Source organism: Thalassospira sp. NFXS8, assembly GCF_040148805.1.
Taxonomy (GTDB): Bacteria; Pseudomonadota; Alphaproteobacteria; order Rhodospirillales; family Thalassospiraceae; genus Thalassospira.
The window spans coordinates 79,436-92,454 of sequence record NZ_JAGEMF010000005.1 but is presented as its reverse complement, the minus strand read 5'-3'; the positions used below and the strand labels follow the sequence as shown (position 1 = coordinate 92,454).

Sequence of the window (13,019 nt, the reverse complement as noted above, 5' to 3'; positions counted from 1 at the left end):
ACAGCCAAATGAAAATCGCCGATTTTGATTTTGACACTATCGAGACGTCCCGGAATGCCGAGACCACCAAACCGGAAGCAACAATTGCCAGCATTGTTGAGCGGTTTGCCGATATTGCCCGTTCGTTTCCGGATCGTTTCGCGATTGTGGATGAAAACGCCAGTCTGACCTATGGTGCGCTTGACCGTGATAGCAACCGGATTGCGCAGTTTATAACCAGTCTGGAACTTGCGAAAACAGCGCCACTTGGCATTATGACGGGCCGTAATCAGCATTATATTACGGCTGTTCTGGCGGTGTTAAAGGCAGGGCATGCCTTTGTGCCGCTTGACCCGACTGTGCCGCTGGTTCGCCGTGCAGCCATGGTGCGCAATGCCGATATTGCATTGGTGTTGGCAGATCGCACCCATATTGGCGATTTACATCAGTTACAGTGGCGTTGCCAGGGGCTGGCGCATGTTTTATGCGTTAATCATTCTAACATTGACGCCCTATCGGAAATGCCCGGGTCGCTGATGTCGGTTGAATTGTGGGATCATCTGGCAGGTGATGATGCCGACAATATTCAGGCGGGGGGCTGGAAAAGTGCCTTTACGGGGCAGCCGATTGCACAAAGTGCGATGGATGCCTTTGGTGCCAATGCGCGCAATAAAATCACCGATCTGGTTTCCAAAGATGCACATGTGCTTGAAATCGGCTGTGCTTCGGGCTTTACGATGAAGCATGTTGCACCGGTGGTGGGGCGCTATGTTGCTACCGATCTGTCCCGGCGCAATGTTGAACGGACCGAAGCCCTGGCGATAGAATCCGGTATGCGTCATGTTGTCGGGCGTCAATTAGGTGCACATGATATTGATGTTTACGAACCGGGTTCATTTGATTTGGTCATTCTTAACAGCGTGATCGAGAATTTTCCCGGTTTTGGATATTTGCGGCAGGTTCTGGCCAAGGCCGCCCGTCTTTTGAAGCCGAACGGGGCGATTTATCTGGGCAATGTCTGGGATGCCGACAGTAAAGAGCAATATCTTGCCGATCTGGCAATGTTTGCGCGCGATAATGCAGGCAAAGGCTATGATACCCGGCTTGATTTTTTAGAAGACCTGTTTGTACCCGAAGCATTCCTTAAAGACTGGGTTGCCGAACAGGGCGGGTTCGTGGCTCAGCGCAGTGCCATTGCTGCACCAGGGTTTGACCCTGCACCTTATACTTTTGATTGTGTTTTAAGGCCTGATAGCGCGGTAAAACCTGCCTTGGGTCAAAAACGTCGTTACGATAGCACGCATCTTGCGCGTCAGGTGGATGACGCCGTTACAGTGGCAACAACCGCCCATGACCTTGCCTATATATTGTTTACCAGCGGTACAACCGGGACCCCTAAAGGGGTGATGGTTGAGCACGGTTCGGTGGTTAATCTGGCCCAGTCGGTATTTGATACCCAACTTGACCCGATTAAACATCACGATAGTAACCGCCCTTTGAACCTTAGTTGTGTTGCGCCATTTGCTTTTGACGGGTCCATTGTTCAAATATTTGCCGCCATTTTGAATGGTCAAAGCCTGTATATTCCCGGCTTGGAAACACGGACAGACCCCGAGAGCCTGCATCGTTTCATCATCGATCACGAGATTGACCAGCTTGATGCAACGCCAAGCCTGTTTTCCTTACTGCTTGATTATTGGCAGGAAAGCGGGTTGCATTGTGGCGCGCGGATGGTTGTTCTTGGTGGCGAAGTTGTTTCGGCCGATCTGGTCGAAACATTTTTTGCCAGTGCCCAACATGGCAATTGCAAGCTGGTCAATGCCTATGGCCCGACCGAATGTTGCGTTTCAAGTGCGCAATATGTGATGACATCCCATAATTATCGCCAAATTTTGCCGCCGCCGATTGGAAAGGCCATTCAGGGTGTGGTTATTGATATTTGCGATGATCAGGGGCGCGTATTGCCCGATGGCGTGCCAGGTGAAATTCGCATTGGCGGGGCCGGTGTGGCGCGGGGTTATTTAAACGATATGGCCCAGACCGGGCAGAAATTTGTGATCAATGCTGATGGTGACCGATGGTATCGCAGCGGCGATATCGGCCGTCGGCGTAGTGACGGCGAGATTGTTTTTGTTGGCCGCGAAGATGGCCAGGTCAAGGTACGTGGTAATCGACTTGAACTGGGTGAAGTTGAAAATGCGCTATGCCGACATCCGCTGGTGCGTCGGGCAACGGTTACCCTGCGCGCAGGTCGCGTTGCAAATAGTGCCGATATTGTTGCCTATCTTGTTGTTGACGCGGGTTTTGAAGCAGCTTCGTGCCGCAGCATGCTTGAACAAAGCCTGCCGGCCTATATGGTGCCAGGCCACTTGATATGTGTTGCTGACATTCCGCTAACGATTAGCGGTAAAGTCGACCTTTCAAAATTGCCCGCCCCGGACGAAAAGTCGGACCTGCGGAATGCCAAACCGGCCAAACCGTTATCGAACGACCTGGAGCGCACGGTGGCGGGGCTTATGTCGGCGGTGCTTGATTGCCGTATCGAGGATGCTGACGCTGACTTTTTTGAACAGGGCGGGCATAGTGTTCTGGCGGTTCAGTTTTTGTCAAAAATCAATCATATGACAGACGTTAAAATACCGCTCAGTGATTTGTTTAGTTGTTCCAGTGTTGCGAAACTTGCCGCCCGGATAGAGGACCGCCAAAAAGAACAATATGCGAAAAGTCCGATTGTTTCGGTGAATGCCGAAGGATCGGCCATTCCGATGGTTTGTTTCCATCCCGTTGGCGGAAATATTTTGTGTTATCAAAATCTTGCGCGGGAACTTGGCCCTGAACAGCCGATTTATATGGTCGAGGCACAAGGTCTGGAAGAAGGCCAAACCCTGTATCCGTCGGTTGAGGAAATGGTAGCGGCCTATTTGCCCCACATTCGCAACGCTCTGCCAGAAGGGCCGGTTCATCTGACAGGGTGGAGCTTTGGCGGGTTGCTCACCTTTGAAGCGGCATATCGGTTACAACAGTCCGGTGTTGATGTTCGCGGGGTTTATTTGCTTGATGCGGTAGCCGTGCCGGACTCGGTACGCGAGATTTTGCGCAAGGATGAAGCCGAATATCTTGCGGATATGTTTTCGGAACTTGGCTTGCTTGATGTTGATATGCTTCGGGCAATGACACCGGAACAAAGGATTGATTATTTGCTGGTACGTGGCAAAGATTCGGATCTTTTGCCTCAAAGTGCGGATCGCAGTGTTATTCGGCGTTTGTTGGCGGTATTCCAGAATAATGCGCTGGCAGCGATTCATTATGTACCGCCCAAACTTGACGATATCGATGTTTTGCTGGTGCGACCAACAACCGCAAGCCTGGCCGCACCGGGCATTGACGGCGACCCATATAGCGGTTGGGAACAGTTTGTTGGTGCGAACCTTACCCTGAAATGGGTGAGTGGCACTCATGGATCCATGATGATGGCACCAGATATTGTTGGCGTTGCCAAATGTATCCGTGAACAACTTGGCTGAAAATTCTGACCCGGGGCAGGTAACATCTGCCCCGGACCCCGATGTTAAGGGTATTTGGCGTTATGAACTGGCCCTTACGTCCAGCGAAAGTCTGACAGGGAAAGTGCTGTTTCGCGGGGAAGGGTAAGCCCGAACCAACCCTTAATGCCGGGCCAGATCAGGGTGCGGTATTGGGCAAAGTTTTCATATTGCACAACAAAAATTCCGTCCTGCATTTCGATTGATGACGGGGCATATATTGCTAACGGCGTCATCATGCCGGTTGTCAGGGTTTTTCCGATGCTTTCGCGCGCCACCCAGATCAGGCCAGCGCTGGCTTGGGTGCCAAGGTGCAGGCCGGCAAGCATTTCGGTGATGGCAGGTTTTAAGTCAGCCAGAATTAAGTTGGCATCGTCAGTGGTTGGCAAGTCGATATCAATTCCCATCGGATGAGCGCGATGAAACACCAATGCCGCCGCATAATGGCCAGAATGCGTGATTGAAACACCAAGGTCATTAAATGCGGTGTGGGCACTTGTGATGACAGGCTGATCAAAAACACCGTTATCGACTTGCGCCTGTCGCGGATTATGACCCGGGCAGTGATGAGAAAGTGCCAGCTTTGCCGCAAGCCTGCCAAACGTAAAACTTTGCTGGCGTTTGACATGTGTAAATTTGTTGATACGGGTAATTTCAGTTTCGTTTAACAGGGACGCAACCAAATTGTTACAGGTCGCCGGTATCAGGCAATCAAGGTCGATTATTGCCAGTGTTGCGCGTAGCAGTGTATCGCTTGCAAAGCTTCCGGGTGCCTTGTTGCGTGTTAATACAAGTGATTGAATGCTGATCGCATCCGGATTGGTCATCTGATGGTCTCGTACTGATTACCGGGATTAAATATTTAAAGTGAACAAAAATACTTGGGTGTGAACTCTATTATAAAACACAAATATATTTATCGCGATCTGGTCTGACAAACAGGTTCGGCACCAGATAAAAAAATGCCCAAAGCATGCTTTGGGCATTTTTAATAATATTACGATGTGCAGGCCAGAATCAGGCTTTGGCCGTTGCTGCACCACCGGTGGATTTTGCAGACGTTGTTTTGCTGCTGCCACCTTTAACAAATTCCGACGCTTTGCGTTTGCCTTCGGCAAATTCGCTTTTGAAACGGTCTTTCATTTCTTCTGAGTCGAAATCGCAAGCCGTGCCACCGCGGGCGAAATGCCAGGAAAAGACGCGCCCAAGGGCATAGGTGCTGGCGGCTGCAAAGGTTGGCATGGCAACCATACCAAACACAGTGCCCGCGACCGGGATACGACGGATAAGGCTTGCTGTTGCTACGCCAACGCCGGTAACCGGGAATACTGTTGCAACAAGGGTCGCAACCGAGTTTTTGATGGCATTTTCCGAGAACGGCACGCCGTAAATGTCACACAGCTTGGCAAGCATCCGTAACTGGATGGTGCTGCTTGTTGCCATTTCAAGGAAAGGAATTGGAACCAGACCACCCACCGCAGCATAAACGCTGTGGCGATGGATGCAGTCACGGGACTGAGCACGGAGCTCGTCAGCTTCTGCCAGCGTGACTTCTTCAGTCTCTTCGATTGTCTCTGCTTCGCTCATAATCGCCTCTTCGTAAATAGCTGTATGTCGATGGATGGGCTAAATAAACAGTGATAAGATATCTTTTATACTCTACCTCAACTTACGACCATTCGCAACGCGTAGAAGTAATTATCATTTTAGGACATTTTCATCAGCGGTTGAGGCAAGGTTTTTTTCGTTTGCGTTTTTAGGATTGAATATTTTTCCCGACATTTCGGACGCAATAATAGATAATAACGTGTTTTGATGGTCCTGAATAAAGAAATGACCGCCATGATAGGTGTGTATTGTAACGTGCGCATTTGTTGCCTGATGCCATCCGGCAAGTTCCCCCGGTCGAGGACTGGTATCCGTTGTGCCGCCGAAAACAGTAACAGGGCAATTCAGTTTTTGCAGGTTCCGGGAAGATGTTGTTTCGACCAGTTTGAAATCTGCCCGTAGTGAGGGTTCGAGCAGGGCACGAAATTCTGCGCTTTCCAGTATTTCTTTTGGTGTTCCGCCATAGTTGGCAATGTGTTGCCATAATTCATTCGATGGCAAGGCGTGAACCGGTGGCCTTGACAAGGGCAGGTCGGGGCCACGAAGAGCCGCAATAAACAGATGCGCAGGCGTGTGATGCCCCTGAATTGCCAGATGGCAGGCCAGATGATGGGCAATGATACCGCCCATGGAGTAGCCAAAAAATGCAAAGGGCAGGTCAAGTAACGGTAAAACTGCCTTTTCCAGGCCTGGAACCATCTGATCGATATGATCAATTGCAGGTTCCCCCAACCGCTGTTCCCGGCCGGGCAGACAAATAGGAATAACCTCAATATCGTCTGGCAGCTTTGATTGCCAAAGGCGATAAAAAGACGCCCCGCCCCCCGCACATGGCAGACAAAACAGGCGCATCCGCGTGGAATGTCGGGGTGTTGGCTGTATCAGCCAAGGTGTCTGGGTCATGTTCTGTGTTTCTGAATTTTATGCTTGCCGATAAAATCGCCAGGTAAAGGTAATACTAACAGGCCGTTGCATTTCATCGTGACGCAACAGGCCTGTCACAGGATGGGTTATTTTCTGGGCGCTTCTTTGGTGCCAGGTGTTTCAGGTGCGCCCGTCGGATCGGCCTGGGCCGTTGGCTGGGGTTCGCCATCGGGCCCGACTGGATTATTGCCAGGTGCGGCAGCCGATGACAGCGTTGCGGTTTTCTGGCTGGTTTGGTTGCCATTTGGCATGCCATCAACCGGTGCGGCAGGGGCCTCGGTGCTGGTAATGCCAGGTGAAATGGCATTTTGCGGCGAAATATCTGGCATTCGGGCATTAAGCTGTTGCCCGGATGGCAAGGTGTTCATTGTATCGCCAGTTAAATCTGTCGATGAACCCTGGTCTTTTTCCGGTTTATTGCCATCGTCGCTGATGTTGTTATCTGCGGTATTTAAAATAACCGGCAGGCCATCTTTGCCACCAATGATAATTGTTTTACTGTTTTTCGACGTTGCCAGCGCCATGGTTGCCTCGATACCGCGCAGGCGCAAATATTCCGGTGTAATTGTTTTGGCAACGATATCCTGAAATTCGCGAATACCTTCGGCTTCGATTTTTTTGCGCTGTTTTTCCTTTTCTTCGCGCGCAAGCCGGAAATCATATTCCAGCATCGATTGATATTGTTCAGCCTTGCGTTCAATCGCGGCAGAGACACGTTCCGGTAACGTTACCGAACGGATCAGCACATCCTCGACAATTACCAGCTTTCCCTGGAAACTTTGATTAACCAGCGATGACCCCAACTGGTTGACCATGCGTTCGAGAATTTCAGCCTGAATGAAAGCACGGGTTTCGGTGTAAAGCTGTTCAGGGGTATAGCGCGAAATCAGTTCACGCGCGTGCGAACCGATTTCGGGGTAAACAAGTACCTCGGGGTAACGGGGGCCGACCAGTTTGTGCAGGTTGCCGGCATTATCGCGGTTAATGCGGTAGCGTACAGCAATATCGACCTTCATCGACAGGCCGTTCGATGAAATGGTGTCATAGACACGTGACTGATTTTGAAGGCGGGCATCGTAAATATACATTTCATCCCATGGGAAGATCATGTGGATGCCTTCGCCATAGGTATGATCGGTTACAGTACCGCCAAAAAAGCGATACCACAGCACACCGACATGCCCGGATGGCACGGTAATGAATATCTGCGGCGCCAACGCAATCAAACCGATTACGAAAAACAGCAGTGTTACCAGTATTGACGTGCGATATCTGCGAAGCAAGGCCGCCAGCCCGTCGAGATACCTGTCGATGATGGCACGAAGGCCGCGATTTTGTTCCTGCCCGCTTTCTGTCTTCCCTGTGTCAACGCCAGGTGAAACAGTTGCCGTGTCGGCGCTCTCAACCATTCAATGTCTCGTCCAAACCGGGAAATGCCAGAAGCTGCATCAGCATGCTATTCGATGTCATAATCTTTTATTCTCCTGCGCAGCTCGCGGGACGGGCGTGCAACGAGCTGTACAAGAAAATCGCCAATCGGGGTAATGATCAGTGCAAGAATGAAATGCCCAAGAAACCCGAATGCTGTATTGCGCCCGAGCATGCCGCATATTGCTGCGGCGATGATATACAGAATGAGAACGACGAACTGCATTGCTTTCCCCTGCGGACGCTATGTCCTGCCCCAAAATTTCGGCACTATATTTTTGAACGCGCCTTGATAGTTATTTTCAAAATCAGGCAGCGGCGGTTTGCCGCGCCACAAATTCCTTACCTTCTTCAAATTTCTGGCGGAAATGCCGCTCTGTTTTTTGGGGGTCAAATGTCAGAAAAGTGCCACCCGCGGAAAAGTGCTGCTGAAAAACCTTGCCCAGTGCGTATGTTGCCGCACCGTTAAAACCGGGCATGGTTAAAATGCTTAACCCATAGCCAATGACCGGAACAGATTTGGCCATTGCCCCGAATACGCCGGTTGCCAGCAGGGATTTCCCCAAAGCACCACTGCTGAGACTGCATATCAAGGCCGCAATCGCCGACTTGCCGCTGTTGCGGTTAAATGGAACGTTATAAATGGCACTAAGTTCGGCAAGCATTTTTAACTGAACAGCAACAATTGTTGCACTGTCAACCAGGGGTATGGGAATAAAGCCGCTGCCCACTGCCCACATTGTATTGCGGCGCACGATAGCGCTTGCAAGACGATGTTGCTTTAACTGTTTTAATTCAGCAAGTTTTTCCGCACTCATGACGGGCAGTCCTCTGATCGCAACAAGGAATGAAAGCATACCGGCTAAGGACTGCTACTGCAAACCTTATCAAGTTGGGGTAGCAGTCATATACAATCTGCTGGTGGGTGCTTGACGTTGGTACAGGACACAGGCAAACATGCAGCCAGCGGGGGGATAGGTTTTCATGATATTTAACGTCAGGGTTAACAGCAAAACAGACCGGGCTGTCAGTGTTGGAGGATGGTCGTGAGTTTGGCTCTCAAGATCGGTCTTGCGCTGCTTTTGGTCTTTGGTGCGGCAATTGCCATGACAACCGGGCTGAATTATTTGCGTTTTGATCAGACATTGCATCACCTGCTGTCCCAGCGCATGACGGTTGTGTTGTCCGAAACCCGACGCGATATTGTTGCAGGCCTTGATTTGGGGTTACGGCTTGAGAACATGGAAAATCTGGATGCCATTCTTGGCAGGCGTCTTGATATGTCGGAAGGTATCAGGAACATTCAGGTTTTTGCCTGCGATGGATCGCAAATTGATGTCGCGCAGGCAGGTTCTGTTGCGCCACCGCCATTTTCTTTGCCAGATATGGATCAATGGCAAAGTTTTGATCATGATCGTGCGATTATGGGAACGTTACTGCGCGATAGTGTGGGGCAGTGCGCGGGCTATGTTCGGATTATCACCGATATTTCCGATGCAAATGCCCAACTTGACCATGTTTTAAGCCGGATGTGGCAGGCGGCCATGATCAGCCTTGGGACGATTGTGCCGGTTTTGCTGGTTCTGTTTGTATTGATGCGCCGACGGCACCGGGTTTTTGTCGAACTCAATGATGATCTCGAGCGTGCGCTGGACGGGAAAGCATCGGCTGTTTCTGCCCATGACGGCGATGTTCTGACCGGCGGTGAAATGCGCATGATTTCCCTGTATCGGCAATTGCGTGACCAATTGTCGCGTGAGAACGCAAATGCCGAAACCAGACATGATGACGGTTTGATTGACGGTGATGATCAGTCCGGGGATGGACAAAAACATGAAAAATGAACCTGTCATCCGTCGCAGCGGCCTGTTTCCCAAGGGCACGATCTGGGTTTTGTTGCTGGTCAGTGTGGTTGCCTTGTGTATTGCACTGGTTGGCATTTCCTGGCGTGCAGCTGATCTGGCACGAGATGACCTTCGCAGTGAAACCATCAAGAAGGCCACCATCGAGGCACAGGTTCTGGTCGAAAAGATTGCCCGTGCGCTCGACCTTGGTATTCCGCTTGATAAAATTACAGGGTTCGATGACCTGATCGTCGGGATGCAGGATGGTGACCCTGATCTGTTGTTTGGCGCGATCCTGACATCTGACGGACAAGTGCTTTTTAGTGGCGGGCTGGAGCCTGCTGCTTTTGAGAAAAGTCTGTCACTGTCGCAGGACGATCAGCAACAAAACCGGTTTATCCTGACCCGTCTGCCCCTGAAAACGGGCGACGGTGCGCTGGAAGCTGGCGATACCAGGTTGGGCAGTCTTGTCATCGGGCATGATCGCCGGGCGCTGATGCGTCCGTTGATTGACAATCTGTTTGATATTGGTGTGATTTTGCTGATTGCGCTGGCATTGTCATTTGAACTGATGCTGCTGGTGTTAACGGTCAATGTCACCATGCCGGTCAGGGTGGCATCGCGGGTCTTGGCCAATATCCATGCCCGTAAATTTACGCTTTTGCATGGTCAGTCAACGCGCGATGATATTGGCCAGTTTATGGGCCGTATTAATGCGGTGGTCGCAAACACGGCGCAAAAAGCCGGGATTATACCCCAACCCGCCCGCGAGGTTCGGCTGGTAGGGGTCAGGATGCTGGCCTTTATGTTTGTTCTGGCCGAAGAACTGGCCCGGCCAATTATGCCTGCCTATTTCAGCGACCTGACAGCGCACACGATGGGGGGGCAACTTGGTGCCGGCATTGTGATGGCGGTGCATCTGTTGATGATCGCAATTGCCATGCCGCTTTGCAGCCTGATACAGGGAAAAACCGGCCCGTTGCGTATGTATCTGATAGGGGCATGCCTGGCGACGGTCGGGCTTTTCGGGGCGGCCAGTGCCATCGGGTTCTGGGACCTGGTGATTTGGCGTGCTTTGTCCGGGCTTGGCTATGCCACTACCTTTGTTGCCTGTCAAAGTTATGTTCTCGATGCCACGACCGAAAAAAATCGCTCGCAAGGAACCGCGATGATGGTCAGCGGGATTATGCTGGCCGATATTTGCGGACCCGCGATAGGTGGCATTATCGCCGGATATTTCGGGGCATCGCTGACCTTTTTCATGGGTGGTTTTGTGGCGGTGTTTGCCACCGGCCTTGCCTTTTTCCTGATGGATAGCCAGGTCGGATTGCGTGGCGATATGGCTCCGGCCTTGCCTACACGGGCGGCGTTTGGGGCATTGTTGCGTAATCGCCGTTTGCAGGTAGTGATGGTGTTTGCCGCGATTCCTGCCAAATTAATCCTTAGTGCATTCTTATATTACCTTGTGCCGGTTTTGATGTTGCAGAGTGGGGCAACGATTGCCGAAATCGGCCGGGTTATCATGCTATACGGGATGGTTGCCTTGCTGTCAGGCTGGGGTGTTGCCCGCTGGACGGACCGTAAGCAACAAGAAATGCGGGCCGTTGGTATTGGCGGGGTTATAACGGCCATCGGGCTGGTAATGGCCGGAATCTTCCCCGCAGGGTCGGTAATTGCGGTTGCGGTTGGTATGCTGGGCCTGTCGCAGGCAACATCCATTCCGGCACAGGTTTCACTAAGCCTTAAACTTAGCCGTACATTCACGGAAAAACATGGCACGGGCCCTGTTTTGGCTGTTTTGCGGCTGGCCGAACGGTTTGGCGGTGCCAGTGGCCCCTTGATTGCCGCGATGCTGGTGCATTATTTCGGTCCCGAGAAGGCTATCCTTTATCTTGGGTGTGGTGCGGTTATTTGTATTTTGTGTTTTGAAGTGCTTATCGGGCGATCACCGGTCGACAAGGATATTGCGGATAAAGCAGGGGTGAAACAATGAACCGGTTTTATGCCTGTATTCTGCTAGTGTTTCTAACCATAATCGGGGCAGGCAATGGACCTGCCCATGCATCAGACCACCGCGCGTCCCCTGACCATCCTTTTCATATTGCGATGGTTCTCTGGCGGGGTGAAACCCAGGTCGAAGAAGGGTTTCGCGCCTATTTTGCAAGCCGTAACATCCCGGTGGATATTCAGGTTTATAATATCAACCGGGATATCAGTGCCATTCCCGATGTGATTGCCCAAATCCGCAAGAACCCGCCGGATCTTGTGTATACCTGGGGGACGGGTGTTACAATGGCGGTCGCAGGTCGGTATGACGCTGTTGACCCGGTGCAAAATATTACCGAACTGCCTGTGGTTTTTGTGATGGTGTCGGCACCCTGGAAAACCGGGATTGCTGCGCCGCCCGGTCAAATGCGCACCAATATTACCGGCGCGAGCCACATTGCCCCGCTTGCGGCACAGATTAATGCTATTCGGGCCTATCGCCCCATGAAGCGTCTGGGCGTGGTTTACAATGTTCAGGAAAGCAACTCGGTTTCGAATATTGCCGACCTTAGGGCGCTGGGCACGGAAATGTCGTTTGAGGTTCTGGCCGAACCCCTGGGTGAAAACGGCACCCCGGACCCTGACCGTATTGCCGGTGCTGTGGCCGATCTGGCAAAGAAGGGGGCCGATTTTTTATATATCGGGCCGGACAACTTTATTGGCACCTATCGCGACAACCTGACAGATGCGGGCTTTGCAAATGGCCTTGGCACGTTCAGTGCCACAGAACTTGAGGTGCGCGAGGGACATGCCCTGTTTGGTCTGGTCAGCCATTATGAACTGGTGGGGCGTCTGGCCGCAAGCAAGGCGGCAGACATTCTGATCAATGGTGCAAAACCGGGCGATTTGCCAATTGAAACATTAAACCGTTTTTCCTATCTGATCCGGCTATCTGCGGCAAAACAGTTGCAACTGTACCCGCCGTTGCCATTGCTTGATTACGCGGAAATTGTAAAATGACGACGATCCGTCGCCTTGGCACCGAACACTTGCCTGCAATTATTGGGCTTCATCACAAGGTCCTTGCATTATTGCCGACGAAAAACCTGGCCGCATGTGAAACAGATGGCTTTTTCGCGGATCATATTGCGACCTGCGGGCATATTTACGGGGCTTTTCGTGACGATACCCTGATGGCCTATAGTGTGTTGGGGCTTCCCCGCCGGGATGATCCCAATTTCGGTGTCGATCACAATTTGCTGCCGGGACAATTGGCCGGGGTGGCCCATATTGATGGTGTATCGGTGGCCCCTGAATGGCGCGGCCAGGGCTGGCAGCGTAAGATGATAAATCACAGGCTGGCCGCTGCTCTGGCTGCTGGTCGTTCTATTGCCCTGTCGACTGTCGCACCGGGGAATGTGCCCAGTTTGCGCAGTTTGTTGTCGTGCGGGTTAACCATACGGGGAATGGTCGAAAAATTCGGGGGTATTCGCTATCTTGTAAGGCGTGATCTGGCGGTGGATTTTGCGCCTGTCCCGGTTACGGGCAATGGCACCGGGGAACGACCGCAAAGTGACATGCAATGGATTAATCTTGATGATCTGCCAAGGCAACGCACAGCGATAGCGGGGGGGTGTATCGGGATGGGGGGGCGTGTTGACGGGGGCAAGATCCAGATTGGTTATGTCCCTGAATAATCGTCCCGGTC

The 13,019-nt window shown here is 51.8% G+C and carries 11 protein-coding genes; 5 read left to right on the top strand and 6 right to left on the bottom strand.

What is annotated here, in order from left to right:
* The first annotated feature begins 8 nt into the window (after positions 1-8).
* A complete protein-coding gene (locus J4E05_RS20990) occupies positions 9-3,503 on the top strand; it encodes an AMP-binding protein (RefSeq protein WP_349599771.1) in 3,495 nt (1,164 codons plus the stop codon).
* A 74-nt stretch (positions 3,504-3,577) separates the two neighbouring features.
* On the opposite strand, the gene J4E05_RS20985 is transcribed toward J4E05_RS20990, so the two are convergent.
* The 6 genes from J4E05_RS20985 to J4E05_RS20960 all read right to left on the bottom strand — a co-directional run bounded on the left by J4E05_RS20985 (position 3,578) and on the right by J4E05_RS20960 (position 8,299).
* Positions 3,578-4,348, bottom strand: a complete 771-nt coding sequence (locus tag J4E05_RS20985; RefSeq protein WP_349599768.1) for a hypothetical protein — start codon at positions 4,346-4,348, stop codon at positions 3,578-3,580.
* 190 nt (positions 4,349-4,538) lie between these two features.
* Positions 4,539-5,108, bottom strand: a complete 570-nt coding sequence (locus tag J4E05_RS20980) for a YcjF family protein (RefSeq protein ID WP_085591985.1) — start codon at positions 5,106-5,108, stop codon at positions 4,539-4,541.
* 114 nt (positions 5,109-5,222) lie between these two features.
* The gene (locus J4E05_RS20975; protein WP_349599764.1) at positions 5,223-6,032 is read right to left on the bottom strand and encodes a thioesterase II family protein; all 810 of its coding nucleotides are present in this window, start codon (positions 6,030-6,032) and stop codon (positions 5,223-5,225) included.
* Between the two features lie 107 nt (positions 6,033-6,139).
* The gene (locus J4E05_RS20970; RefSeq protein WP_349599761.1) at positions 6,140-7,462 is read right to left on the bottom strand and encodes an SPFH domain-containing protein; all 1,323 of its coding nucleotides are present in this window, start codon (positions 7,460-7,462) and stop codon (positions 6,140-6,142) included.
* A 47-nt stretch (positions 7,463-7,509) separates the two neighbouring features.
* Positions 7,510-7,707, bottom strand: a complete 198-nt coding sequence (locus tag J4E05_RS20965) for a hypothetical protein (RefSeq protein ID WP_085591978.1) — start codon at positions 7,705-7,707, stop codon at positions 7,510-7,512.
* Positions 7,708-7,789: 82 nt separating this feature from the next.
* Entirely contained in the window at positions 7,790-8,299 is a 510-nt protein-coding gene (locus J4E05_RS20960; RefSeq protein ID WP_349599757.1) for a YcjF family protein, read from the bottom strand.
* A gap of 228 nt (positions 8,300-8,527) precedes the next feature.
* On the opposite strand from J4E05_RS20960, the gene J4E05_RS20955 reads away from it, so the two are divergent.
* From J4E05_RS20955 to J4E05_RS20940, 4 genes are read left to right on the top strand one after another with little or no spacing between them, the layout of a single operon-like run.
* A complete protein-coding gene (locus J4E05_RS20955; RefSeq protein ID WP_349599754.1) occupies positions 8,528-9,325 on the top strand; it encodes a hypothetical protein in 798 nt (265 codons plus the stop codon).
* On the top strand, positions 9,315-11,318 hold the full coding sequence (locus tag J4E05_RS20950; protein ID WP_349599751.1) for an MFS transporter: 2,004 nt from the start codon (positions 9,315-9,317) through the stop codon (positions 11,316-11,318). The genes J4E05_RS20955 and J4E05_RS20950 overlap by 11 nt, the downstream gene beginning before the upstream one ends.
* The gene (locus J4E05_RS20945) at positions 11,315-12,331 is read left to right on the top strand and encodes an ABC transporter substrate-binding protein (RefSeq protein ID WP_349599748.1); all 1,017 of its coding nucleotides are present in this window, start codon (positions 11,315-11,317) and stop codon (positions 12,329-12,331) included. Before J4E05_RS20950 ends, J4E05_RS20945 begins: the two co-directional genes overlap by 4 nt.
* A complete protein-coding gene (locus tag J4E05_RS20940) occupies positions 12,328-13,008 on the top strand; it encodes a GNAT family N-acetyltransferase (protein WP_349599745.1) in 681 nt (226 codons plus the stop codon). Before J4E05_RS20945 ends, J4E05_RS20940 begins: the two co-directional genes overlap by 4 nt.
* Positions 13,009-13,019 lie beyond the last annotated feature (11 nt).

Bases quoted from the DNA above. Each gene is read 5' to 3' on its own strand.
- J4E05_RS20990 (WP_349599771.1), top strand. From the start codon at position 9: ATGAAAATCGCCGATTTTGATTTTGACACTATCGAGACGTCCCGGAAT.
- J4E05_RS20985 (WP_349599768.1), bottom strand. From the start codon at position 4,348: ATGACCAATCCGGATGCGATCAGCATTCAATCACTTGTATTAACACGC.
- J4E05_RS20980 (WP_085591985.1), bottom strand. From the start codon at position 5,108: ATGAGCGAAGCAGAGACAATCGAAGAGACTGAAGAAGTCACGCTGGCA.
- J4E05_RS20975 (WP_349599764.1), bottom strand. From the start codon at position 6,032: ATGACCCAGACACCTTGGCTGATACAGCCAACACCCCGACATTCCACG.
- J4E05_RS20970 (WP_349599761.1), bottom strand. From the start codon at position 7,462: ATGGTTGAGAGCGCCGACACGGCAACTGTTTCACCTGGCGTTGACACA.
- J4E05_RS20965 (WP_085591978.1), bottom strand. From the start codon at position 7,707: ATGCAGTTCGTCGTTCTCATTCTGTATATCATCGCCGCAGCAATATGC.
- J4E05_RS20960 (WP_349599757.1), bottom strand. From the start codon at position 8,299: ATGAGTGCGGAAAAACTTGCTGAATTAAAACAGTTAAAGCAACATCGT.
- J4E05_RS20950 (WP_349599751.1), top strand. From the start codon at position 9,315: ATGAAAAATGAACCTGTCATCCGTCGCAGCGGCCTGTTTCCCAAGGGC.
- J4E05_RS20945 (WP_349599748.1), top strand. From the start codon at position 11,315: ATGAACCGGTTTTATGCCTGTATTCTGCTAGTGTTTCTAACCATAATC.
- J4E05_RS20940 (WP_349599745.1), top strand. From the start codon at position 12,328: ATGACGACGATCCGTCGCCTTGGCACCGAACACTTGCCTGCAATTATT.